Genomic DNA, 24,473 nt, shown 5'->3' on the forward strand with positions numbered 1-24,473 from the left:
AATGCAGAGGGATGGCAAACCTGCTGGCCCGAGTGAAACACTTCATGGATACCGTGTCTCCTTTCCCGGGGAATGGCTATGGCACAGCGAAGGTGTAGCACTATTGGGATCAGTTATTTAGCCAGACGTTGGTATGACATAACCAGCAAAACTCTTTAAAAAACAGCGAACACATCAAAACTACACAAAGCTCTAATTTCCCATGTCTAGCAATTTAGATAAAAATACCTGCCTAATATGCGACTTTGATGGACGTTGTATATGTTTAGCAAATAAATCAGGGCACCCAACAATATGAACCTCTTTCACTGCTCTGGTTATTGCTGTATATATCCATCCTCGATCCATTACTGAACTAGGCACGATAGGGATGATCACCCTATCAAACTGACTGCCTTGGGCCTTATGCAAGGAGATGCAATAGGCTAATCTAATGTGGTCAATTAAGTTCATGGTCAAATCAATTTCGCGACCATCATCTATCTTAACCTTGCCAAAACCATGCTCTGTCTGATTGACATCAATCTGTTTTCCCAGCGTTCCATTCTGAATATCTACTGACTGATTGTTTTGGACGAATATGACGGGATCATTAACCTTAATGTTTAACCCATACTTCTGTTCATCAATTTCAAACATTAGTGAGCAACCATCATGGTTAACTGATTGCTGACACAGCAAATTCAGAGCATCGATGCCACCATATTTTTTGCTGTATGTTGCTCCAAGTATTTGAGTTATATCTGGCGACTCAGCATATAGCTTTGTCACAACAAAATTAATATCCTGCTCAGATACATCATGAAAGAATACTTTCTGCTTTGATAATTGAGATGGAACAATCCCAGCCTTTACATAATTAGAATACTCAGGAATACCACTTTCATCAGATTGTCTTTGAACGATATCAAGCGTTGTCTTGACTATAGCATTGGACTTTTGAATAGCATGTAATACCAATCCACCACCAATAGGAGGTAGTTGATCTGGGTCGCCAACGAGTAAAATTCGGACAGAAGGAGGAATATGAGAAATGATCTGGTACATCAGTTTCACATCCACCATTGCTGCCTCATCAATGACCAGAATCACTTTATCTGACAATACAGGCTCTTTTCTCAGAAAAGCAGCAATGGTGCTTGTTTTTCTTCCCGTGGCTTCGCGCAGTCGCTTCGCTGCTCGCCCCGAAAGGGCCATAGGGTAAATCTGATAACCAAGTGTTTCTAGACCAACAATAATGGATTTAATGACAGTGGTTTTGCCTGTCCCTGCTCCACCAAAAATTGCTGAAATGCCGTAACTCAATGCATTATAGAGTGCCTCTCTTTGCTTGACTGTTAATGGATACTCACCAACAGCGGATGCACCATCATAAGCGTCATCATGAGATGAATCCCAGGTCTTAATCTGTGCTAATTTCTTGAATCGCTTGGCGATGACACTCTCAATAACTAGCATGCCTGTTGGATGATAAAAACCCTCGTCACTGACAATATATGCGCCGTTTGACTTTGATATTGATAACGCCTCATCAACTAGAGCGTTATCTTTGAGAATATTAGCTAGAATCCTGCGAATGGTATTGTAGTCGGCATATGTATGCCCTTTCGCAGTCCATTTATCTAACGCCTGTTCTACTGCTGCAACCAAACGTCTTGGGTCATTGTTCTGAATTGAAAACTTTGCAACAGCGATCGAATCAACTTGGTCAAAGGTCATCCCAAAAGCAAGCAAACGATATATATCTCTCTGAATTAACCTTATGGATGATTTATCATAATACCGAATAACCTTACCAGAAATCGCAGGTGGTATGCTATGTTCAGCAAACCACTCCATATACTGTAGATTGCTGTATTTGGCCCAACTATCAATCAATGCTAAAGCAGTGTTTTCTGACAAAACATCCAACAACGAAGCCATGTCTTTATTAGTAAGAATGGAATAAATGGCCTTACCAAATCTACTCCAAATTTCTCGTGCCTTAACTTCCCCGACACCTTTAAAGTCTGCACATGAACTCAAGAATGAGATAAATGTTTCTCCACAGTCTGGCATGGTGACTTTTGCTGAAATGACATCAAGATCTATAGCGATATAACGATATCCATTTTTTTCTGCTACTCGTTGTGTTGCATTACCCTGTACTACCCATTGCTGACCAACCGTAGGGATCATGGGTAAAATGTCATTCTTAACCTTGGCAAAAACTACCTTAGCTGTGGTTAGTCGCTTATCAGCATCAAATGGCACACCACGGAAATAGACATATCCAGCCTGCAACGACTGGAACTCACTGACACTGGTCACTTTTAGGGTGTAAAGGCTTAGTCCCATCGTGGCAACTTACCTAGCTCAGCAAGCACCTGATCAAGCTCATCGTAGCGAGAAATCTTCGCTCTTAGCAGATCGATCTCGGCTTTTAACTGAATGTTCTCTTGCTCTAAGGAGAGCAGGCGTTTGTCTTTCAGCTTATCTATCTTTGTGTTCTGGTCATAACTGAGCTGTTCAGGGTGATCTCTCGATACTACAGAAGCAGGCAATACGCCTCGTGCTCTCAGTTCATCTTCAAGATCGGCCAATAGCTGACAGACAATCGGGTTTTGCAGCAAAACAGATTTCGCACAACCAATCCCCTTTGCTACCTCGCCACGGTTTAACTTACCCCGATAGATGATATGACGAAATCCCTGATCGGTCATGCTTGCAGCCCAAGCCTGGAAGTTGAGTACGTTCTGTTCTGCCTTTTGCTGACCATTTGCCATACAGCACTCTCCTACTTGTTACCGTCACGATTACTAGCAGATCGGTTTAGCGCTGGCAGAGGCTTACTGAGTACAACAACCGCATCATCTAGCTTATCCACGCGCATACCATTGATGTATGCGTTATGCTGCCAGAGAACGAATCGCTCCTTATACTTCTTATTCATTTCAGTCAAACGCGCCACATCGTCCTCTAAAGAGGCAACTTTGTTTTTTAGGTATTCGAGTGTGTAGTCAGTTGGGGTATTCTCCTTTTTCTCTCTCAGTTCCTCCTTCTTCTTGCTATATGCCTCTTGAATTGCGCTATAGCTAGCTAATGATTGACGCTCTATGCTTTCAACTCCCAATTCAGAAGCCACTTTTTCACAAAGTAAATCCCATGTCAGCTTTCCTTGCCACATCCTAACCAGCTTCAAAACAGATTCAATATTGTTTTGAGTTATAACTATCTTCGGCATACTTAGTACCCCAATAAGTCATGCAGATCGTCACTTAATGTGATGGATTCTGGAGTGGCAACATTCGTATTCAGCCCCTTTTCTAGAAGGGCATTTTTAATAGGGCTCGGGTCATATTCATCAGGTATTCGTAGTGGCGTCCCGTCAGGGATTCTCTTATCTTCAAGCATTCGAATCTTTGTTCTCAAGTGTGAAAGTCGCCAGCCTAAATTACTAACCCATCTATCGGCCCCAAAAGCTCCCATTTCGTGATTTTTTTTCGCATGGTTGAATTGTTCGCTGGATTCTTGCTCACGTTTCTTCAATAATTCTAGTGATGAGCTATAACCTTTAATACAAACCAGTTCTTTACATGTCTCACAATCACCATTGCGCTGACATGGCATCATTGCAAAATCATGTTCACACACGCCAAGCTCTGTAACTAATGCAACACCTGTCTGGTTTTTCCCGATATCCTCATAAGTAACAGGAAGGTTTGTCTTGATTTTATCGAGGACATTGTAATTTTCGGTAAGTGAGAGTGTGCGATAATCTTCACATTTCTCTTCTTCACTACGATGGTCATAACTCTTGTTATCAGCAACTCTTGCGCGTCCAGCCCAATTCGCCAGTATTAACTCGTCCATTCCACCCCGTTCTAACTTGGTACATAACCAATGTCTTGCCATATGGGACGTCAACATTATGGGATCGCCATTTGCAAGCTTAATGCCATGCTTATGCCACAGAGACTGGTTTGCTCTAGCACCTGTTGCATTAATCCGATCATTAATATTGTTTACCGTTGGTTGAACGAAAGAATAGCCTTTTACCCTAAACGCTTTGTGAAGTTCAACATCCCTGAAGAGTAATAAAGCATCGGATACCTTGGTCTGACTTTTAGCATCCGCATAGGGCCAATTATTAAAACTAGAGACATATTTCTTATAAGAATACTCACCTAACTTCTTATAGGTGACTTCATTGCCCTCCCCAAGAATCTCTTTAATCCATTTGGTGTTATTTTTACTGCTTTCAAGTGATTCAATTTGAACCCCCATCGCAGCATTAAATTGCTCCAGTGTCAGTGGAGTTTCATTGGATACAGGATCGCCAACGCAATCTTCATGTTGCATAAACAGACTTGGATATTCTTCTGCAAAAATTGCCGCCTTACGAGCTGGCTCGCCAATTCGCTTTAAACGCTCCACTGCCTCGATAACGATCTCGTTCATTACGCTGGGCACCCACTTAAGACCAGCTTTCCCATTTTTTGCGGGGTTCCAACGAATTCCAAGCCGTTTAACACCTGCTGAGTCATCTTCCCATACTAAACAGTCTGTAGAGAGACTAAACAGCTCAGAGGCACGCCCAGGTGCAACCATGAGCAATGCCATGACTGCTGTGTAAAATTCTGTTTCTAAATCAAGATTAGGGGCTTCACAGAACAATGCAGCAACCTGCATCATTTCTTCGTTACTAGGCAATTTACTTGCGCGGTGTTCTCTTCCTTCATCATCTAGCTCAATCGTCAAATCTCGCTGTCTTGGAAATGGATTTATCCATTGAGGTAATGATGGCGCAATATACTGTGAACGGCAAAAATCTAGAAGCAACTCAACCTGATACCCAGACTTGTTGAGTGAGTCTTTGCTAGATATATGGTTTAGCATTATATCATGCAATGCATTTATGACTTCACCATCCAACTCCAATATATCGGCTTTATCTTTGACTTTAAGTAGCGCTTCTTCTACATATCGCAGCGCATCCATATGGCGATGGAGGTTACTAACGGGCTGAAATGAATAAGAGTAGCGAATATATGCTTTAGCAAAATCAATGAATGGTTTAGCCATTGGTTCGTATTTGTATGAATTGAATGGCTTGGTGATAGTAGAAAATCGAGCAACTACTTTCCTATTGCTACTACCATAGAAGTCATTCCACTGGTTTTCATCCCAACAGTCTTTGCCGAAAGCAGTCAGCTTATCACGGCACATTGAAACAAAGTCATTTAGGTTTTGTTCAGAGGTTAACGCAACTTTTGGTTTAAATAATTCGATGTTATCCATTAACTTGCCCCCTCTCTAATTTTATTCGTTTGCATTCGGCCACGACTTGCTCTACTGCCAGAATAACTCGGTCTTTTGCACTGGCATACTCAATACTTTTTGACTCTTGTAGTCGTTGTTTTTTTTGTTTATATAGCGACTCCAGGACAAGCTCATGAGGCCCATCTAGTAAGGGTCGGAATTTATGGCAGAGGTAGCATGACTCATAGCCGTTAACGCAAAAATCATTCGTACCGCAGGCTCCAACCACTTCGTTTTTATCATTCGGAATGCGAGCAGTAGGATCTGCACCTCGCTCACCCTCATCTAAAGTCTCGATAATTCTACCCATGAAGGCACTTGCGAATGGTGCGAGTTGCTTACCAATGATTTCATCAATGTACTGCACTGTATTAGCCGTGTTCTCTGTATAAACTTTTACATTCTGAGTGTCGGAGTGATCCAATGCCTCAGCAATAATAGCGGCACCGTATCCTTTCCGGCCTAGATTAGTTCCTCTTGTATGGCGAAAACGTCTTGTAGAGATACAGATAATATCCCCTGTCCTCTCAGATATGGCTCTCTGCCTAACTGTAAACCTGCGCAACAATTCTTGCCCTAGGAAAGTAGATGAGGCATGAAGAAAATCTCCATCCAACATCTCCGGCATCCATGACTCACCAATAAGATTTTTCTCATCTAAAAAAAGTGGTACGAGCCTTCGCTGTCTTTCAGTCAATGTTATATTGTAGGTGTCCTCAATCATTCTAGCCTGAACCTCGGCAAGAGTTTTTAGCAACACATACAGGTCTTCTGTTATCGCCACTTTTTTTAGCATGCCACGGAACCCCACACCTCTTTGCTTAGCTCGTGGCATATTTATAAAATATGCATGCTCTTCTTGCAGAAGATCGCCTATCTTAATTTGTCTAACTTGCATAGATCGCGCTGCTGTAGCCTGAATGAGATTCACGTAAGAAAAGATCTTCAGATCTATTTGGTTTTCTCTATACAATCGAATTAGTTCATAATTTATTGCTAATACCTCATTTTCGGTAAAGGCGCCTGAATATGGGCAGCGATTAGCGACTGCAAGCCCTTTTTCGTTACCCGACAAAGTAAAACGCTCAAGCAATTCCACAACATCTGAATCGATGCCTTTAAATCCGTAATCATGCCAACTGATCAAAAAGCCTCGTAAAGAACCGAGATACCACTCTTTATCTTCACCAAGTTCTGCCTTCCAGTTGAGAATGGTCGCAATGTTCACTTGCTTTGATGAAGTGGTTTTTACCATATGATTAAATAAATGATACATATTGAAAGTGTGAGATGCAGACATTTCTTCTGCATATCTAGCCAATGTCATCTTTAAGCCAATTAAAACGTCTTGTTCAACATTAAGAACATTGGCGCTAAATCGTATCTCCTTATCTTTGCTTAATAGCCACTTATCAGAATCAAATGCAAAAGAATAACCATCTTTTGATGTTACAATTCGTCCATCCCAGCGTGAAATCTCTCCAGCTTTGGCTCTACTCATTTCTTATCCTTATAATCATTATTATCGTGTAACTTGTTTTGTAATTCCTGCTGATCTAGAAGCATAACGCGATTCGTTTCTTCTATGATATTCCGTTTATTATAAGTGTTCCCTGATTTTTGCGAAGCATGTCCCATAGCATGCTGCCGCATTTGTGCTTCTTTTTCAGGAGAAATTTTATTCTCTCCCTTTTTATTTTCTTTATCAACCCTCCGTGAAAAATTTAAATTCCATTCATGCCTAAACATGTGAGCATGTATTACAGCGAAACGCTCATCAACTCGTTTCATTGCGCCAACAATATCATTGCCAAAATAGCTATTACTAATAGGTTGACCTTGTGTTGCACTCTTGATGTGCGTAACAAAGATATAAGGGTGTTTAGCCGTATTTGGAGTTTTAGATCTGTGATTGATTATGTAATCATCCAACTGTCTTGCCAATTCTTTACTTATCGGTAATCGGCGCTCTTTAGTTTTTACTACAGGCTGATATTTTCTCGGATCGTAGCGGTCATCGTGCTGTCTCTGAATGAATATAGAACACCTCTCTCCAGTCAGGTTAGCGTATGTTAATTGGAGTGAAAGTAACTCGCCACGACGAATCCCTGTTTCCTGCATTAACCTAAACATTAAATGATTGCGTAACTTTACTGACTTATTCTTGAATGGATTCAGAGGGTTATTTATGTCAGCAACACTAACAAACTCCTCAATCAGTCCATCAGGCAATGTCATATACTCCATATTTTCAGTCAGGTTTCTGATTCTCGCTCGTGGCCGTTGAGTCTTCAAATCGACTGCCATCTTATTAATGGCTCGTGTCATTTCAGGATCATTCCGATTCTGATTCACGACAGTGGCTATAAAATACAAATACTCGGCTACTGCTGTAATTCGATTATAGTGATGGGTGCTTGTCACCGCACGACCACTTGTCACCTTAAAAGCCCCAGACTCAATATCTATTACTTTGGCCGATGACCGTACTTTTTTGTTTTCTTTTTTAAACTCAGAAGCAAACAGCTTAAGGTGGTCTCGTAAACTAATTATGTCACTATGACTTAATAAGTGTCCCAGCTTAAATTCGTCAATCAATGAGCGGTCATTTATCCGTTCCCATTCAAATAAAAACTGTATTGCCTTCAATCTGGCAACAATGGTATTAACGCTAGAATGAGTCCTTAGCATAGTTGTGGCATAGAGAGTTACATAGAAATGTGGAAAACCGTCCTCTCCCATCAGAATTGGATATCGCTCTCCATTATCGAACATCAGGATATCTAACTTATACATGCGGCCTCTTTTTTTACACTTTTAACCTACCTAGGTCTAGTGTAGTTCACAAATCACCCACCTGTAAGTGTAAAAATAAAAAAAACCCAGTGAAATCACTGGGTTGTTCTTTTTTGTGCCGTTTATTATGACACTTTATAATTTTCCGTCCGTTAGAACGGAATATCGTCGTCGAAATCCATCGGCGGTTCGTTGTAGACCGGCGGGGCGGATTGCGGCTGCTGGGCCGGACGGCCGTAACCGCCTTGCGGTTGCATGTTCTGCTGCGGGGCAGCAGGACGTTGCATGTTCTGTTGCGGTGTAGCCTGTTGCGGCTGGCCCCAGTTGCCCTGGGATGACTGGCCGCCCATGCCCTGGCCACCGCCCTGCGGACGGCCACCCAGCATCTGCATCACACCGGTGAAGCTGTCGACCAGCACCTCGGTGGTGTAGCGCTCCTGGCCGCTCTGATCCTGCCATTTGCGGGTCTGGAGCTTGCCTTCCACATAGACCTGGGAGCCCTTCTTCAGGTACTCGCCGGCCACTTCGGCCAGCTTGCCCATGAAGACGACACGGTGCCATTCGGTGCGCTCTTTCTGCTCACCGGTCTGCTTGTCGCGCCAGGTATCGGAGGTGGCCAGGGTGATGTTAGTCACGGCACCGCCGCTCGGCATGTAGCGCACTTCCGGGTCTTGCCCCAGGTTACCGATCAGAATGACTTTGTTGATGCCTCGACTGGCCATAATCTCTCTTCCACCCTTATGTATACCGGCCAGGCCAGATGCCTGGGCCCATTCAATAATGCGTTTGTTTGCAACGAGATGCGCGCCCTGGCTGGGTGTCATCTCTCTTCAGTGTCCTGGCTGCGCCGGAGCTTGCCGGCAGAGGCGTCATGGATCGGCCGCAGCGTTTGGCCGCCATAGTACCAGTTGGCGGGCATGAGCGCACATCTTCCCTGCCACTGTGGCGTCAATGGATCGCCACAGCCTGAGTAACTTACCCGAGGTAAGGTGTCACCAGCAAGGGGAGGCGGCTGGGGCAGGCTGCGTGAAGAGGGCGGAGCTGTTATGGTGCGCACCGGCACTACTTGACCCCCCAAATGGGGGGGGCGTGCTAGCCAATTGTATTGGCTGGAAAATTGCTGGGCTTCAAAGGAGCCACCGATGCGTCTAATACTTTTTTAATGCTGCAGCCAGGAGGGGGATTGGTACTCTTCCTTGCCAAAAAGCCCCGACTCGAATGTGCAAGGAAGTTCTCTTGATGACGCCCGACTCCCTCCTGGTGCTGATCACCGAAAATAACGCACAAGCCTCCCGTTTCCAGCGTCACCTCAGTGAAGAGCTTGGTCTGCCCATCTTGCTGGTGGGGGAGCTGAATGACCTGCCAGACGTTGCAGAGGGCGCCCCCAAAACCTTGCTGCTGATCGATCTGGACTACCTCAAGTCGACCCAGCAGGAGCTGTGGAGCAATGCCATCTGCCAGCGCTTTGGCGAGGCCAGTGCCGTGTTGCTCAATGCCCCGACCAGCACCAACAAAGAGCTGCTGCTGATGTGGCCCCATACCAGCGGGCTCTTCTTTCGTCAGGACACGCTGGACAGGTTGGTCTTCGGCATCCGCAAGGTGTTGCAGGGGGAGTACTGGATCCCGCGCCACCTGCTGTGCGACCTGGTGGACTACTACCGCAAGGGGAGCGGGCAACCTTAGCGTCAGCAGACGCTGCTGACCGCCCGCGAGCAGGAGATCGTGCGTCACCTGATGACGGGGGCCTCCAACACCGAGATCGCCGACAGCCTGTTCGTGAGCGAACACACCGTCAAATCCCATCTCTACAACGTCTTCAAGAAGCTGAACGTCAAGAACCGGCTGCAGGCGGTGAGCTGGGCCAAGGAGTATCTCTGAGGAAGGGGTACGGAAGGAAAGACTGTCTATTCATCCAGTAGTCTCTATGCCATACTGGCCCGCTCTGGTTCCCGTATCGAGCGCGCAACAAGATGGAAAAAATCGTGATCCGGGGTGCCCGCACCCACAACCTCAAGAACATCAACCTGATCCTGCCACGTGACAAGCTGATCGTGGTCACCGGCCTGTCCGGTTCGGGCAAATCCTCCCTGGCGTTCGATACCCTCTATGCCGAGGGGCAGCGCCGCTATGTGGAGTCCCTCTCCGCCTATGCCCGCCAGTTCCTCTCCCTGATGGAGAAGCCGGACGTGGACCACATCGAGGGGCTGTCGCCTGCCATCTCCATCGAGCAGAAGTCCACCTCCCACAACCCGCGCTCGACCGTCGGCACCATCACCGAGATTTACGACTACCTGCGGCTGCTGTTCGCCCGGGTCGGCGAGCCACGCTGCCCGACCCACGCCATTCCGCTCGCGGCCCAGACCATCAGCCAGATGGTGGATCAGGTGCTGGCCCAGCCCGAAGGCGCCAAGCTGATGCTGCTGGCCCCCGTGGTGCGCAACCGCAAAGGGGAGCACACCAAGCTGCTGGAGAACCTGGCGGCCCAGGGTTACATCCGCGCCCGCATCGACGGCGAAGTGTGCGATCTGTCGGATCCTCCCGCCCTGGAGCTGCACAAGAAGCACACCATCGAGGTGGTGGTGGACAGATTCAAGGTGCGCGATGACCTGGCGCTGCGCCTGGCCGAATCGTTCGAAACGGCGCTGACTCTCTCCGGCGGCATCGTGCTGGTGGTGCCGATGGACGGGGAGGATGGGGTTGCCCCCATGACCTTCTCCGCCAACTTCGCCTGCCCCGAGTGCGGTTACTCCATGTCGGAGCTGGAGCCCCGGATCTTCTCCTTCAACAACCCGGCGGGGGCCTGCCCCACCTGTGACGGTCTCGGGGTGCAGCAGTATTTCGATCCCGCCAAGCTCATCCATGATCCGGGCCAGAGCCTGGCCGGCGGCGCCATCCGTGGTTGGGACAAACGCAGCTTCTACTACTTCCAGATGCTCAAATCCCTGGCCGATCACTACAAGTTCGACCTGGAGACCCCCTGGGAGGATCTGCCGCTCAAGACCCAGGAGGTGATCCTGCGTGGTTCCGGGCGCACCGAGATCGAGTTCCGCTACATGAATGACCGCGGCGACGTGGTGGTGCGCAAGCACCCGTTCGAGGGGATCCTGCACAACATGGAGCGCCGCTACCGGGAGACCGAATCCAACGCGGTGCGGGAAGAACTGGCCAAATACATCGCCAACAAGTCCTGTACCAGTTGCGGTGGCAGCCGACTGCGGGAAGAAGCCCGCCACGTCTTCGTGGACAATCGCAACCTGCCCGCCATCGCCGAGCAGTCCATCGGCGATGCCCTGGCCTTCTTCGAAGGGTTGAACCTGTCCGGTCAGCGTGCCCAGATAGCGGACAAGATCCTCAAGGAGATCGTCGAGCGGCTCGGCTTCCTGGTGAACGTCGGCCTCAACTATCTGAGCCTGTCGCGCAGCGCCGAGACCCTCTCCGGCGGCGAGGCGCAGCGGATCCGGCTGGCCAGCCAGATCGGGGCTGGCCTGGTGGGGGTCATGTACGTGCTGGACGAGCCCTCCATCGGTCTGCATCAGCGTGACAACGAGCGGCTGCTCAAGACCCTGACTCACCTGCGTGATCTCGGCAACACCGTGATCGTGGTGGAGCACGATGAGGATGCCATTCGCCTCGCCGACCATGTGCTCGACATCGGTCCGGGGGCTGGCGTGCACGGCGGTGCCATCGTCGCCCAGGGGACGCCGGAGGAGATCATCGCGAACCCCGAGTCCCTGACCGGTGACTACCTCTCCGGGCGCAAGCAGATCGCCATCCCGGCCGAGCGCACCCCGCTCACCGGCAAGTGGCTGAAATTGAAAGGGGCGAGCGGCAACAACCTGCGCAACGTCAACCTGGATCTGCCCATCGGCGTGATGACCTGCGTCACCGGCGTCTCCGGTTCCGGCAAGTCGACCCTGATCAATGACACCCTGTTCCGCATCGCCCACCGCGAGCTGAACAAGGCCACCGAGTCCACGCCTGCGCCCTATCGCAGCGTCGAGGGGCTGGAGCATCTGGACAAGGTGGTGGATATCGACCAGAGCCCCATCGGCCGCACCCCGCGCTCCAACCCGGCCACCTACACCGGCCTGTTCACCCCGATCCGCGAGCTGCTCTCCGGCACCCAGGAGGCGCGTTCCCGTGGCTACCAGCCGGGCCGCTTCTCCTTCAACGTGAAGGGGGGACGCTGCGAGGCGTGCCAGGGGGACGGGGTCATCAAGGTGGAGATGCACTTCCTGCCGGACGTCTACGTGCCGTGCGACGTCTGCAAGGGCAAGCGCTACAACCGCGAGACCCTGGAGGTGAAGTACAAGGGCAAGAACATCCACGAAATCCTCGAGATGACGGTGGAAGATGCCCGTGCCTTCTTCGATCCGGTGCCGGCGGTGGCGCGCAAGCTGCAGACCCTGATGGACGTGGGCCTCTCCTACATCCGGCTCGGTCAGTCCGCCACCACGCTCTCTGGCGGCGAGGCGCAGCGGGTCAAGCTGGCGCGGGAGCTCTCCAAGCGGGACACCGGCCAGACCCTCTATATTCTGGACGAACCGACCACGGGGCTGCACTTCCACGATATCCAGCAGTTGCTCAAGGTACTGCACCAACTGCGGGATCGGGGCAACACCATCGTCATCATCGAGCACAACCTGGACGTCATCAAAACCGCGGACTGGATCGTTGATCTGGGCCCGGAAGGGGGCGCTGGTGGTGGCCGTATTCTGGTGACGGGTACGCCTGAGGAGATGAGCCGTTGCAAGGAGTCCCACACGGCGCGCTTCCTCGCTCCTCTACTGGAGAAATAAGCGTCACTCGAGAAAAAGGGGCCAGGGCCCCTTTTTTGTTGGCCGGTGGGCGAGGTGCGCCGGTCTGGCGCCCGGCCAGGGATGAGAGGGAGAAAAGAGGGACTCGTCCGGCAGACTCAGTGTGTCAGCATCAGGAAGGCGAGGGCAAACAGGAAACCCAGCAGAATGAAGAGGAAGGAACCTATCCCCCAGATGGCGGCAAGAATGCCGAGAATTTTGTCTTTGCGTGTCTGTGGTTTCATAAAATTCAAATTACAGCGTGGTTACATCGCATTAATAAAATACGCCCAGGGGCATAATTAAACAACAATTGAAAGGTGATATGAAGGTGTTTAAGGTGTATTTAATTGGTATTTTACATTTCATGATGATGCGGTAATTTAAGGCATCATCATGTATTTGAATGACTTTTTATTTTCATCTGCGGTTTGACTGCCCAATCAAAGCTGCCGTGTACATCTATCTATTTCTTGATAACTATTGAGCTAAATCAATAACCGGCCATTCACATCCTTTTATAGTTTTCGGGCTTGCAACATAGAAAGAAAACAAAAAAGGAATAATGTGATGAAAAAGATCCTTCCTCTGTTAATCGCAGCCGCTTTTGCTTCCCCCGTCGCCATGGCACATCAGGCCGGTGACATCCTGGTCCGTGGTGGCCTGGCGTTCGTCTCTCCCCAGACCAGCAGTGACAACGTGCTGGGGACGGGCGAGCTGGAGATCGACAGCAACATGCAGCTTGGCCTGACCCTCTCCTACATGTTGACGGACAACTGGGGTGTCGAGCTGCTGGCCGCGACTCCCTTCTCCCACTCGGTGTCGACTGCCGGCCTGGGTGAGGTCGCCAAGGTCAAACACCTGCCGCCGACCCTGATGGCGCAGTACTACTTCGGTGATGCCAACAGCAAGGTGCGCCCCTATGTGGGGGCCGGTATCAACTACACCACCTTCTTCGACGAGGAAGGGCGCGGTGCCCTGGCCGGGACGGATGTGAGCGTGGACTCCTCCTGGGGGATGGCGGGTCAGGTGGGCCTGGACATGGCGATCAATGACCGCTGGTTCGTCAACGCCTCTGCCTGGCTCATCGACATCGATACCGATGTGCATACCGCCGTGGGCACCATCAACACCTCCATCGATCCGGTGGCCTTCATGTTCGGCGTCGGTTACCGCTTCTGATGACAAACGTGGCCGGTGCACGGCCATGACAACAAGCATGTCTCTTTGGCCCGGCTCTGTTCGGGCCCTTTTCTGCCTGCCATGTCACGCCAACTGTGATCTGGCCCGCCATCGCGTTACGAACTGCTATTCCATTGCATCCCGCTGCCGATAACCTCGGCATTCACCCCTTTCCCCAACGAGTGAGGATGCCTCCATGGGTTTATCTATTGTGCAGCGGATCATCGCCGGCTTCGTGCTGATGCTGTTGTTGCTGGTTCTGCTCGGCTTCATCAGTATCTTGAAGATCCGGGGGATCAACGAGGGGCTCTCCCAGGTTTCTGATCGTGCCACCCCCTTGGTGATCGCGGTCGCCGGGCTCAAGGGCGCACTGCAGGACAGCAACCGCTGGGTGCTCACCTACAGAACCAGCGAGGAGGCGGCCCAGTTGCCGCAACTGGCCAGCCAGTTCAAGGCGCAGCAGGAGCGTTTCCTGGCCCAGAGCAAGGAGATGGCCCGGTTTGACGGGGTGGCCGAGGCGAGCGAGCGGTTCCGCCAGGTCGACGGGGCGACCCGCGAGTTCTACGGGTTGGCGGATCAGGTGCTGACCCAGCACGGCCAGTGGGTGGCCGCACTCGATCGGCGCCATGAACTGGAGCTGGCGTTCATCCGGCTGGAAGATACCTACCAGTGGGCCGCCGACCTGTTGTTGCAGCAGACCGCGAGCAAACGCTCCATGCGCAACAAGGCCGAACTTATCACCTCCGGCATTGCCCGGGATCTGAAAAACATCCGCCGGGCCGATGCCAAGACCGATCTCAATGAATTGGAGAAGGTGCTCGGCAAGGATATCGAGATGGCACGCAAACGGCTCGAACGGGTGCAGGTGCCCGATGACGTGAGGCAGCGTTTCATCGTCAACCTCGATCGGATGCAGGAGCTGGCCCTCGGCCCGAAAGGGTTGCTGGCGACCATGCGCAATGGCCAGCAACTGGCGGCCTCGCTGCAGTCCCTGAACCAGCAGCTCGACACCAGTCTGGTCAACAGCCTGGCGCTGCTGGACGAGATGGCCAAATCGGCGGGCAGCATTGCCAGCGCGAGCCGGGTCGGGGCGGATGACGCCGTCAGCAGCGCCAGCGCCTGGATCCTGATCGTGTCGGCCATCTCCGCAGCCGCCGCGCTCCTCATCGGTTACACCACGGCCCGCAGCATCCAGCGTCCGCTGCAACTCATCGATCGGGAGCTGGATCGCATGGCCACGGGTGACATGACCCGGCGCATCGACTACCAGAGCCGCTGCGAGTTTGGCAGCCTGACCCGCTCGATCAATACCCTGGCAGACAAGACTGGCGAACTGCTCGCCCAGATCAATGCCGGCTCGCGCCATCTGGTGGACGAGGCGAGCCGCGCCGCCGAGATAAGCGAGCGGGCCATGTCACGGGTGCAGGATCAGAAGAGCCAGACCGATCAGGTGGCTGCCGCCATCACCGAGCTGGAGGTGAGTGCGACCGAGGTGGCGCGCTCCACTGACGGCACCAAGCGTGAGGTGGACCTGGCGGACGAAGAGGCCCGCGCCGGACGCAAACAGGTGGCGACTACGCGCCAGATCACCGAACAACTGGCGGGTGCCATGGAAGAGGCGGTCGGCATCACCCACAAGCTGGGGGAATTCAGCGACAACATCGGCAGTATCCTCGACGTGATCCGCAGCATCGCCGAGCAGACCAACCTGCTGGCGCTGAACGCGGCCATCGAGGCGGCCCGGGCGGGGGACGCCGGTCGCGGCTTTGCGGTGGTGGCGGACGAGGTGCGGGCACTGGCGAACCGGACCCAGACCTCGACCGAGGAGATCCAGGCCATGATCGAGAACCTGCAAAGTTCCAGCAAGCACGTGGTGGCCGTGATGGCACGCAGCCAGGAGCAGACCCAGGATTGCGTGGCCCAGACCCGGGTGATGGACGAGGCGTTGCAATCCATTGCCGAGCGGATGAGTGCCATCAAGGCGATGGCGGATCAGGTGGCTCATGCCGCCCAGGAACAGATCTCCGTGAGTCAGGGGGTTGCCCGTCATGTCGCCGGCATTGCGGATGTGGCTTACGAGACCGAGCGGGAGGCGCGGGAATCGGCCAGCAGCAGTGAGGTGCTGGCGGATCTGGTCGCCAAGCAGCAGCAATTGATCGCCCATTTCAAGGTGTAGGAGGACTTATGGCTAACAAGTGGATCGGGGCCCTGAGTCTCCTGTTGTGTGGCCAGCTGATGGCCAGCGAGCTGGTGATAGAGAGCTGGCGCATAGATGACAAGGCCTTGTGGGAACAGAAGATCATTCCTGCATTCGAGGCCGCCCACCCGGGTATTCAGGTGAAATTCAACGGGGTGCAGAACGTCGAGTACATGCCGACCCTCTGGACCAGCCTCAAGGCGGGCAAGGCGGGGGATCTCATCACCTGCCGCCCGTTTGACGACTCCCTGGCCCTGTTCAAGGCGGGCCATCTGGTGGAGCTGAGCGAGATGGCGGGGATGGAGAACTTCCCGAGCTTTGCCCAATCCCCCTGGCAGACCGACAGTGGCGCCCAGACTTTCTGCGTACCTATGGCATCGGTGATTCACGGCTTCTTCTACAACAAGAAGATTTTCAGTGAGCTGGGGCTGACGGTTCCCCAGACCCGCGAGGCATTCTTCGCGGCCCTGGACAAGGTGAAGGCGGATGGTCGCTATGTTCCCCTCGCCGTGAGCGGCTCGGAGAGCTGGGTTGCCTCCGAGCTCGGTTTCCAGAACATAGGCCCCAACTACTGGAAGGGGGAGGATGGTCGATTGGCGTTGATCGGGGGCCAGGAGCGCTTCAACAACCCGCAATACGTCAAGGTGTTCGAGGAGCTGGCCCGCTGGCGTGACTACCTGGGGGAGGGGGGCGAGAGCCGCGACTACGCCACCACCAACGAGCTGTTCACCTCGGGCAAGGCTGCCTTCTATGCGGCGGGATCCTGGGAGATTGCCCCCTTCACCGGCAAGGTGGACTTCGGTGTCATGCGCCCGCCCGTGGCAAAGCAGGGGGATGGCTGTTTCTTCACCGATCACACCGACATCGGTATGGGGATGAATCCGGCCAGCAAGAACAAGGAGGCCGCCATGACCTTCCTGCAGTGGCTGACCACTCCCCAGTTTGCCGAGCTCTATACCAACTCGCTGCCCGGCTTCTTCTCGCTCTCCAACCACTTCTTTGAAGCCACCAATCCGGCGGCCAGAGAGATGATGGAGTGGCGGGATCAGTGCGATTCCACCATCCGGGTTGCCACCCAGATCCTCTCCCGCGGCACTCCCAAGCTCGGGGATGAACTGGCCGAGGTGAGCCAGCAGGTATTGCTGGGAACCGTGGCACCCAAGGCGGCGGCCGATCGCCTGGAACAGGGGTTGAAAGGGTGGTATGCCCCCCATCAGGGCAACCAGGGCAAGGGACAGGAGTGTCAGTGTGAGGCGAGCGTGCCTGCCGTCCCTGTGTCGGGTGTCATCGGGACCGAACCTGCTGCACCTGTGGTGCCGGAAGGACAAGCGCCTTCCGGAGCAAGCGCGACCCAGCCTCCGTCAGTACCGGTGTCCGGAGCCGTCGCTCCAGCGCCTCCTGCCGAAGTGGAGGAGGCGCTCGCCAGCGAACTGGAGGGGGCACAGCCCTGATGGTTCACCATGAAGAACGGGAGGCCTTGGCCTCCCGTTCTTCATCTGCGTGATGACCTGTCATTCCCGTGGCAAGCGGCACAGGCTGCCAATACGGGCCACCGGCACGAAACCCAGAGTGCGATAGACCCGCTGGGCGTGATAGTGCTCGTCTGCCACTATGATGAGCGAACTGGCCCGTGCCAGTCCCTGGCGTGCGACCTGGCTCAGCAACAGACGACAGAGCCCCCGGTTTCGCCACTCTGCGTGCGTGCGCACCAGTTGAAAGCGTCCCAGGGTGCCGGTGAAGAAGAGTCCGCAGCTGGCAACCAGTTGATCCTGATGCCATAACCCCCACCACTGTCCGAGCCCGTCATCGATCATGGCCTGATAGAGCTGGCGGCGTGACAAGAGATAGGGAAGATAGCGCTCCTCCGAATGGGCGGGATCCCGCTCTGCCAGCTCGAAGGCGAGCCACTGATCCCAGTCCGCCGCGGTGAACGGGCGAGCCGGAGCCAGGTCGATGCCGGTGGGGGCTTGCCACTCCATTGCACCCAGCGCCAGTACCACGTACTCCATGTATTGGTACCCCGCCGCCACGAACCCGGCGACCCGGCTGTTCTGGCCTGCGGCGAGAGGCCACTGGAAGGTGCGGTGGCGGATACGGGGATCCCAGCCAATCAGCCTGTCGAAACTGGCCTCGAGCCAGCCCTTGTCACGATCGCTTGGGGGGGTGGGCAGCAACAGGTAGTTGCCGAAGTAGTAGTCTGGAGAGCCCGGGGTGCGCACGGTCCAGAACGCATCATGATCCGTCACCTCGCCCTGATAGCGATCGAACAGCAGATCGGTGGCAAAACCGGGGTGATCTTCCATGATGGGGCTCCTGCAAACGCTTGAATTGCTTATCGGCAGGCGGGGAAAGAAGTTAAAAAAAGGCCGGGAAACCCGGCCAAACAATCACACGCAGATTCAGAACGTCCAGGACGATCCGCCCGCATCATAGCGTGCCTGACAGCATTTTGGGATGGGGTCGCTCATTACTTAGGTTGAATTGCAAAATAAAAAAATCGGCAATCCCCCTTGTCGCTGACAAATCGGTATTGACTTTGATCCGTTTTATCATAAAGATAGAAAGACGTTTAGACGTCCAAACATCCGTTTTGGCGTGAAGGAATGGGTTGCAGGACAGGGAGAGAGCAGATGGGATTTCACAGCGCGCGTCAGGTTGAGGCACTCAACCAGAGTTTGGCGGATCTGGGTGGCGACATATCGGTCAGTTTCGAGTTTTTCCCGCCCAACAGCGAAGGGATGGAGAACACCCTCTGGCAGTCCATCGAGCGCCTGCAGGTGCTGGAGCCCAAATTCGTCTCTGTGACCTATGGCGCCAACTCGGGCACCCGGGACCGCACTCACAAGGTGATCAAGGACATCAAGGAGCGCACCGGCCTCATCGCCGCCCCGCACCTGACCTGTATCGACGCCAGCCGTGACGAGCTGCGCACCATTGCCCGTGATTACTGGAACAGCGGCATTCGCCACATCGTGGCCCTGCGCGGAGACTTGCCCCCCGGCCTCGACAAGCCTGACATGTATGCCACCGACCTGGTTGCCCTGCTGAAATCCGAAGCCGATTTCGATATCTCGGTCGCCGCCTATCCGGAAGGCCACCCTGAGGCTCGCAGTGCGCAATCCGACCTGCTCAACCTCAAGCGCAAGATAGATGCCGGTGCCAACCGGGCTATTACCCAGTTCTTCTTCGATGTGGAGACCTATCTGCGTTTTCGGGATCGCTGCGCCGCCATCGGTATCGATGCGGAGATCGTGCCGGGGATACTGCCGGTCTCCAACTACCAGACCCTGGCCAAGTTTGCCGGTTTCACCAACGTGAAAATCCCGCGCTGGATGCACCAGCGTTTCGAAGGGCTGGAAAACGATCAGATGACGCGCAACATGGTGGGAGCCAGCATTGCCATCGACCAGGTGCGTGTGCTGAGTCAGGAAGGGGTGAAGGATTTCCACTTCTATACCCTGAACCGCTCAGAGCTGACCTACGCCATCTGTCACACACTGGGTGTGAGGCCGAAAGGTCAGGCCTGATCCGCGGCTCTGATACAGAAAAGCCAATGAGTCTTCTCATTGGCTTTTTGTTTTGAGCGACAGTCAGGGCCGGGTTGGCTGGATCTCCCTGGGCTCGAGATCGATGACTGCATTGCCGGCGGCACCGGGATACTGGTGATAGCTCTGGTCCTGCTCCAGGGTATAGAAGGTGTCGAGGTAGTCGTCGTTGTTGGTCATCCAGGAGTCCGGAAGTGCCTTGACGATACGACCGCCGAGGTCGAGGAAGGGCAGGGCCTCGGGTACGCCGCCCGCAGTGAAGCCGAGTTTGAGTGCGTCAATCAGGAGGGCACTCAGCTCCTTGTAATTGACGTTGTCATCCTGCTCCATCATGACCACGTCGACGGCTCCCCAGCGGTAGCGATCCCAATAGACCAGGATCTGGTTGGGGGTGTAGTCGGTGTTGTCGTAGTCGAGATAGGGCATGTCGACGATATCCACCACGGGCTCGTCCCTGCCAGGATTGACCCCGGCCACGACGGCATAGACCTCGGCGGCGCCCAGCAGCCAGGGCTCCTGATCATCGTTGAGCCTGATCTTCTTGAGAATGCTGGTCTTGAGGGGCGTGGTGTTGCTGGTGGCACGGGGCGTCACCTGCATGTCGGCGGCAGCCAGCGCCTTTCGCATCACCTTCAGGCCGGCATTCTTGGCTTTGACCGGATCGGCCTCCACCACCAGTACCGGCCGCGCCGGCGGCTGGTTCACATCGAGATAGATCGGGCTGCCGGCGCTGTCGAACGCCTCGATGGCGCTCCAGCTCTTTTCGTCACCACTTGGTATGTAGGCAACCAGTGGCTCAACCCCTTGTTGCAGTGCATCCGCCTGATCCGGATTGGCCAGCCGCAGTTGCATCAGTTCCCTGACCTCCCCATCCAGCCCTTGCCGACGGATGGCCGCCTGGTTGGCATCCCGAGCCTGGCGCTTCAGGCGCGGGCTGGCCTTTGGCAGCAGGTTGGGCAGTGGACTCTGGTATTCCTGATTGTTCAGGAGCGGCAGCAGGTTCTTCTGCTGCAGCGCGAGCTGGCGTGCCAGCTCCCGATCGGTGTCGGCAGCCTGGGTCGTGGTGGCGCCCAGCAGTGCCAGTAACAAAATGACAGCCTGATTCCTCATCTTCGTTCTCCAGTATTGAGTCTGACAACGGCGCTTGTCGGGAAGGATCTGCGCCGTTTTGTCACTAGAAAGGAATAAGGTTCATATGTGAACGCTCTTCTCAGGATTATGTGCTGCGTCTCACTGGAGTCTCCCCAGATGGTCAGGTCAGGCGCGGAGCCGGTTGACTTGATGCAATGTCACTCCGATCAGCAATCCCCAGCAGGCAGACCCGACCCCGAGCAGGGTGATCCCCGAGGCAGTCACAAGGAAAGTCAGTAGCGCGGCTTCCCGCTCCTCGTCCTGCTGCAAGGCGCTGTGCAAGCTGCTGCCTATGGTGCCGAGCAGCGCCAGCCCGGCCACGCAGGTGACCAGCACCGCAGGGAATGCGCTGAACAGGGCAACCACGGTGGCACCGAAACAGCCTGTGAGCAGGTAGAAACAACCAGCCCACACGGCAGCAGGCCAGCGTCGAGTGACATCGTGATCCACTTCCTTGCCCATGCAGATGGCGGCAGTGATGGCGGCCAGGTTGAAGGCATAGCCGCCAAACGGTGCCAGCAGCACGCCGATGAATCCGGTCCAGCCAATCAGGGAAGAAGTGGCCGGTTGATAGCCGTGGGCGCGCAGGATGGCAATGCCCGGCATGTTTTGCGAGGTCATGGTAACGAGAAAGAGCGGGAGTGCGATGCCGAGCAGGGCGTCGATGGAAAAGGCTGGCGAGTTCCAGACCGGGGTGGAAAGTTGCCAGTGAACCTCGTTGAGTTGCAGCTCGCCCCTCAGGGTGCAGAGCAGCATGCCGGCCGCCAGGACCAGCACCATGGTGTAGCGGGGCCAGAGGTGGCGACCCAGCAAGAAAGCCAGTAGCAAGGTGCCAAGCAGCAGAGGATCTTGCGGTGCCACCTTGAAGAGATCCAGCCCGAACCTGAGCAAGACTCCGGCCAGCATGGCGGCCGCCAGGGGGGCGGGAATGTGACGCATCAGCCTGTCGAACCAGCCGCTGATACCGCAGAGGGTGATCAGCAGTGAAGAGATGATGAAGGCGCCGATGGCTTCAGCCAGACTGAAGTTCCCCAGGCTGGTGATGAGCAGGGCGGCACCCGGGGTAGACCAGGCCGTCAAGACAGGCACCCGGTAATAGAGGGAGAGGCCGATGCAGCTGACCCCCATGCCGATACCCAGTGTCCATAGCCAGGAAGAGACCTGGGCTGTATCGGCACCGGCGGCCGTGGCGGCCTGGATGATCAAGACGACAGAACTCGTGTAACCCACCAATACGGCGATGAGTCCCGCGACCATGTGGGGGAGGGCTAGGGGCATGGGAAACTTCCTTGTGGATGCTGGTAGCTTGTGCGCTATTGCGTACAATGTGGTTTCGACTATAACGCTGTGCGTTATGGCGCACAATATGGCTCGAAGAAATCGGAGAACAGATGCAGGAGATGAGTCGCTATCTGGCCCAGCGATTGAAAGGGCTGCGCACTGAAAGAGGATGGAGCCTGGATATGGCCGCCCGTGAAACGGGGGTGAGCAAGGCCATGCTGGGACAGATCGAGCGAGGTGAATCCAGTCCGACGGTGGCAACATTGTGGAAGATTGCCACCGGTTTTCGGGTCTCTTTCTCCAGTTTCATTGAGCCGACACCAGCGGCACAGGGAGAGACGGTATACCGTATTGCCGATGATATTCGACAGCAGCCGGCGGGAGAGGGGATGCAGGTTGCCCCGCTTTTCCCCTATGAGGCCCGCTTTGGTTTCGAGTTGTTCGAACTGACCCTGCTACCTGGCTACCAGCGGAAATCAGAACCCCATGAACCCGGAGTGACCGAACATGTCATCGTCATCAGCGGTGTGATGGAGGTACTGGTGGACGGAGCGTGGCGTTCCCTCGATCAGGGGGAGGCCGTCCGGTTTGCAGCGGACCGTACCCATGGCTATCGCAATCTTGGGGTCGCTCCCGCCATCTTCCACAATCTGATCCACTATCCGGCCATGGCCACGCGATGACTAGCCGGGGCGGCCATCAGCCCTGGGACTGGTCAGTATGGGGGTATAAACCCAGATGAACAGACCGTAGGCGGCAACCCAGCTCCATCCGCTGAGGTTCCATCCCGTGAGGGTGAGATCTGGCCAACAGAGAGGGAGCAAGACCCGCAACAGCGCGGACAGGATCACCAGTGCAAATGCCGCCGTTATCCTGCGTCCTATCTGCAGGGCTCTGCCACTGTGTCCGAGGGATACACGGGCTATCATCCCGAGGATCATGGCCCCCATGCTGCCCGCGCTGAACAGATGGCTGGCCAGTGACAAGGCAATCGGCCAGCCAGCCGTGTGTGCCGCCAGGGCGGTCAGCCCCAGTGGGATAAAGAGGTAGGCCAGGTGAAGCGACCACAGCAGAGGGTGGGCCACCGTGGTTCCGGGTTGCCAGCGCAGCTGCCTGTAGAGGTGAGCCCCTGCCGCCACTATATATAGAGGGAACATCTGGATTCCGATGACCCACTGTGTCGGGAGCACCAACCAGAGCAGCAGGATGAGCCACAGAGACGCGAGGGCAATGCGCTCCAGCCACGGCAGTGGGGGTGCTTTTTCTGCCCCAGTGCCTCTGGCGGTAAAGAAGGGAATGACACGTCCTCCCATGACGGCAATCAGGGTTGTGAAGAGGAGCACGGTTGCAAGCAGGATATGTTCCACCAATGGCCATTCGGCATGCCACCGCCAGCAAGCGGTATTGAGCAGGGTCAACACGAGAAGCAGGGGAACAAAAAAGAGATTGCGCCACTGGCGCGTCACTATGATGGGTCTGGCGAGGAACCACGTACAGAGGGGCAACCAGGCCAGGTCCATGACCATCAGAGTGACATTGCTTTCTCCAAACCAGGGGAGCAGGCCTCTCGGGATGGCCCACAATCCCACGACCAGTGCCAGCGGCCAACCGCGTACACCTGGGTGAGCGGTCCAGTTCTGGACGGCGGTAAGCAGAAAACCCGCCACTATGGCGGCACCAAAGCCGAACAGCATTTCATGTGCATGCCACCAGATGGGGTTGGCAATCCCGGGCAGAGCGAACCAGCTGTTGAGCTGCCCCAGCCAGCCCAGCATCGCCAAAGCCGAGAACAAGGCGCCGAACAGGAAGAAAGGCCGAAACCCGAGGCGGAACAAAGGAACGATTCTCTCCTCTTTGCGGCTATCCAGGATCTGGTGCATGAATGAAACCTTAATTGAACATTTTAAAAGCCAATTATAAAGTGGCTTTTCAAATGTTCAATTTAAATCCAATGACAGCCCGAAATGGTGGTGATGCGAACGAAATTGAACCGCTTTGCTGCATATCTGAGCGAACGGTTCTTTTCGGTGAAAAAGCCCTTGTCATCACGGCGCGGCTCCCTATAATGCGCCCCTACCAGCACGGCGGAACACGCCAACCTGATGAGCCAGCTTCCTTAGGAAGTGGGCGCCGAAAGAAAAGCGAAAACAACCGCTTGACTTTCGAAGTGAGGAGCGTAAGATGCGCCTCCTCAACGCGATAAGCGTGACGCTCTTTAACAATTTGAATCAAGCAATCTGTGTG

The 24,473-nt window shown here is 54.1% G+C and carries 18 protein-coding genes and 1 pseudogene; 7 read left to right on the top strand and 12 right to left on the bottom strand.

The features are described 5' to 3' along the window. Positions 1 to 192 precede the first annotated feature (192 nt). The 7 genes from ACNPAA_RS17470 to ACNPAA_RS17500 all read right to left on the bottom strand — a co-directional run bounded on the left by ACNPAA_RS17470 (position 193) and on the right by ACNPAA_RS17500 (position 8,819). Positions 193 to 2,337 (bottom strand): AAA family ATPase, encoded by a 2,145-nt coding sequence (locus ACNPAA_RS17470; RefSeq protein WP_113740588.1) that lies wholly within the window; start codon positions 2,335 to 2,337, stop codon positions 193 to 195. After that, positions 2,328 to 2,765: a VPA1267 family protein gene (locus ACNPAA_RS17475; RefSeq protein WP_111899868.1), complete on the bottom strand. Its 438-nt coding sequence runs from the start codon at positions 2,763 to 2,765 to the stop codon at positions 2,328 to 2,330. Before ACNPAA_RS17475 ends, ACNPAA_RS17470 begins: the two co-directional genes overlap by 10 nt. Positions 2,766 to 2,776: 11 nt before the next feature. Next, positions 2,777 to 3,223, bottom strand: coding sequence for a hypothetical protein (locus ACNPAA_RS17480; RefSeq protein WP_111899869.1), 447 nt, complete (start codon positions 3,221 to 3,223; stop codon positions 2,777 to 2,779). 2 nt (positions 3,224 to 3,225) lie between these two features. Beyond that, the gene (locus ACNPAA_RS17485; protein WP_417891908.1) at positions 3,226 to 5,280 is read right to left on the bottom strand and encodes a hypothetical protein; all 2,055 of its coding nucleotides are present in this window, start codon (positions 5,278 to 5,280) and stop codon (positions 3,226 to 3,228) included. Then, positions 5,273 to 6,802 (bottom strand): site-specific integrase, encoded by a 1,530-nt coding sequence (locus ACNPAA_RS17490; protein ID WP_174218746.1) that lies wholly within the window; start codon positions 6,800 to 6,802, stop codon positions 5,273 to 5,275. The genes ACNPAA_RS17485 and ACNPAA_RS17490 overlap by 8 nt, the downstream gene beginning before the upstream one ends. Continuing rightward, the gene (locus ACNPAA_RS17495; RefSeq protein ID WP_111901627.1) at positions 6,799 to 8,097 is read right to left on the bottom strand and encodes a site-specific integrase; all 1,299 of its coding nucleotides are present in this window, start codon (positions 8,095 to 8,097) and stop codon (positions 6,799 to 6,801) included. The genes ACNPAA_RS17490 and ACNPAA_RS17495 overlap by 4 nt, the downstream gene beginning before the upstream one ends. A 152-nt stretch (positions 8,098 to 8,249) precedes the next feature. After that, complete coding sequence (locus ACNPAA_RS17500) at positions 8,250 to 8,819, bottom strand: single-stranded DNA-binding protein (RefSeq protein ID WP_266140505.1); 570 nt, start codon at positions 8,817 to 8,819, stop codon at positions 8,250 to 8,252. Between the two features lie 496 nt (positions 8,820 to 9,315). On the opposite strand from ACNPAA_RS17500, the pseudogene ACNPAA_RS17505 reads away from it, so the two are divergent. Both ACNPAA_RS17505 and uvrA read left to right on the top strand, forming a co-directional pair. After that, positions 9,316 to 9,975, top strand: a pseudogene (locus tag ACNPAA_RS17505) (LuxR C-terminal-related transcriptional regulator). A gap of 92 nt (positions 9,976 to 10,067) precedes the next feature. After that, positions 10,068 to 12,896 (top strand): excinuclease ABC subunit UvrA, encoded by a 2,829-nt coding sequence (gene uvrA / locus ACNPAA_RS17510; RefSeq protein WP_039040117.1) that lies wholly within the window; start codon positions 10,068 to 10,070, stop codon positions 12,894 to 12,896. Positions 12,897 to 13,012: 116 nt separating this feature from the next. Here the strand turns inward: uvrA and ACNPAA_RS17515 are convergent, their stop codons facing one another. After that, complete coding sequence (locus ACNPAA_RS17515; RefSeq protein WP_010674215.1) at positions 13,013 to 13,138, bottom strand: hypothetical protein; 126 nt, start codon at positions 13,136 to 13,138, stop codon at positions 13,013 to 13,015. Between the two features lie 325 nt (positions 13,139 to 13,463). Between ACNPAA_RS17515 and ACNPAA_RS17520 the strand changes: the two genes are divergently transcribed. The 3 genes from ACNPAA_RS17520 (at position 13,464) to ACNPAA_RS17530 (ending at position 17,723) form a co-directional block, all read left to right on the top strand. Next, the gene (locus tag ACNPAA_RS17520; RefSeq protein WP_010674216.1) at positions 13,464 to 14,075 is read left to right on the top strand and encodes an OmpW family outer membrane protein; all 612 of its coding nucleotides are present in this window, start codon (positions 13,464 to 13,466) and stop codon (positions 14,073 to 14,075) included. 196 nt (positions 14,076 to 14,271) lie between these two features. Next, positions 14,272 to 16,251 (top strand): methyl-accepting chemotaxis protein, encoded by a 1,980-nt coding sequence (locus ACNPAA_RS17525; RefSeq protein WP_039040116.1) that lies wholly within the window; start codon positions 14,272 to 14,274, stop codon positions 16,249 to 16,251. Between the two features lie 8 nt (positions 16,252 to 16,259). Continuing rightward, positions 16,260 to 17,723, top strand: coding sequence for an ABC transporter substrate-binding protein (locus ACNPAA_RS17530; protein WP_161470227.1), 1,464 nt, complete (start codon positions 16,260 to 16,262; stop codon positions 17,721 to 17,723). A 60-nt stretch (positions 17,724 to 17,783) separates the two neighbouring features. Here ACNPAA_RS17530 and ACNPAA_RS17535 read toward each other — a convergent pair whose 3' ends face one another. After that, the gene (locus ACNPAA_RS17535) at positions 17,784 to 18,575 is read right to left on the bottom strand and encodes a GNAT family N-acetyltransferase (protein WP_417891909.1); all 792 of its coding nucleotides are present in this window, start codon (positions 18,573 to 18,575) and stop codon (positions 17,784 to 17,786) included. Positions 18,576 to 18,902: 327 nt separating this feature from the next. Between ACNPAA_RS17535 and metF the strand changes: the two genes are divergently transcribed. Continuing rightward, positions 18,903 to 19,799: a methylenetetrahydrofolate reductase gene (gene metF, locus ACNPAA_RS17540; RefSeq protein WP_010674220.1), complete on the top strand. Its 897-nt coding sequence runs from the start codon at positions 18,903 to 18,905 to the stop codon at positions 19,797 to 19,799. A 63-nt stretch (positions 19,800 to 19,862) separates the two neighbouring features. Here the strand turns inward: metF and ACNPAA_RS17545 are convergent, their stop codons facing one another. Beyond that, on the bottom strand, positions 19,863 to 20,927 hold the full coding sequence (locus ACNPAA_RS17545; RefSeq protein WP_161470229.1) for a DUF3103 family protein: 1,065 nt from the start codon (positions 20,925 to 20,927) through the stop codon (positions 19,863 to 19,865). A gap of 147 nt (positions 20,928 to 21,074) precedes the next feature. Then, the gene (locus ACNPAA_RS17550) at positions 21,075 to 22,226 is read right to left on the bottom strand and encodes a benzoate/H(+) symporter BenE family transporter (RefSeq protein WP_246876643.1); all 1,152 of its coding nucleotides are present in this window, start codon (positions 22,224 to 22,226) and stop codon (positions 21,075 to 21,077) included. A gap of 113 nt (positions 22,227 to 22,339) precedes the next feature. Between ACNPAA_RS17550 and ACNPAA_RS17555 the strand changes: the two genes are divergently transcribed. After that, positions 22,340 to 22,912 carry a helix-turn-helix domain-containing protein gene (locus ACNPAA_RS17555; protein ID WP_210538185.1) on the top strand — a complete coding sequence of 191 codons (573 nt, stop codon included), beginning with the start codon at positions 22,340 to 22,342 and terminating at the stop codon, positions 22,910 to 22,912. On the opposite strand, the gene ACNPAA_RS17560 is transcribed toward ACNPAA_RS17555, so the two are convergent. Continuing rightward, positions 22,913 to 24,109 (bottom strand): NnrS family protein, encoded by a 1,197-nt coding sequence (locus ACNPAA_RS17560; protein WP_417891910.1) that lies wholly within the window; start codon positions 24,107 to 24,109, stop codon positions 22,913 to 22,915. Positions 24,110 to 24,473: the final 364 nt, after the last annotated feature.

Origin of the sequence: Aeromonas sp. PS2Canimalfood6 (assembly GCF_048276795.1) — a bacterium.
Taxonomy (GTDB): Bacteria; Pseudomonadota; Gammaproteobacteria; order Enterobacterales; family Aeromonadaceae; genus Aeromonas; species Aeromonas caviae.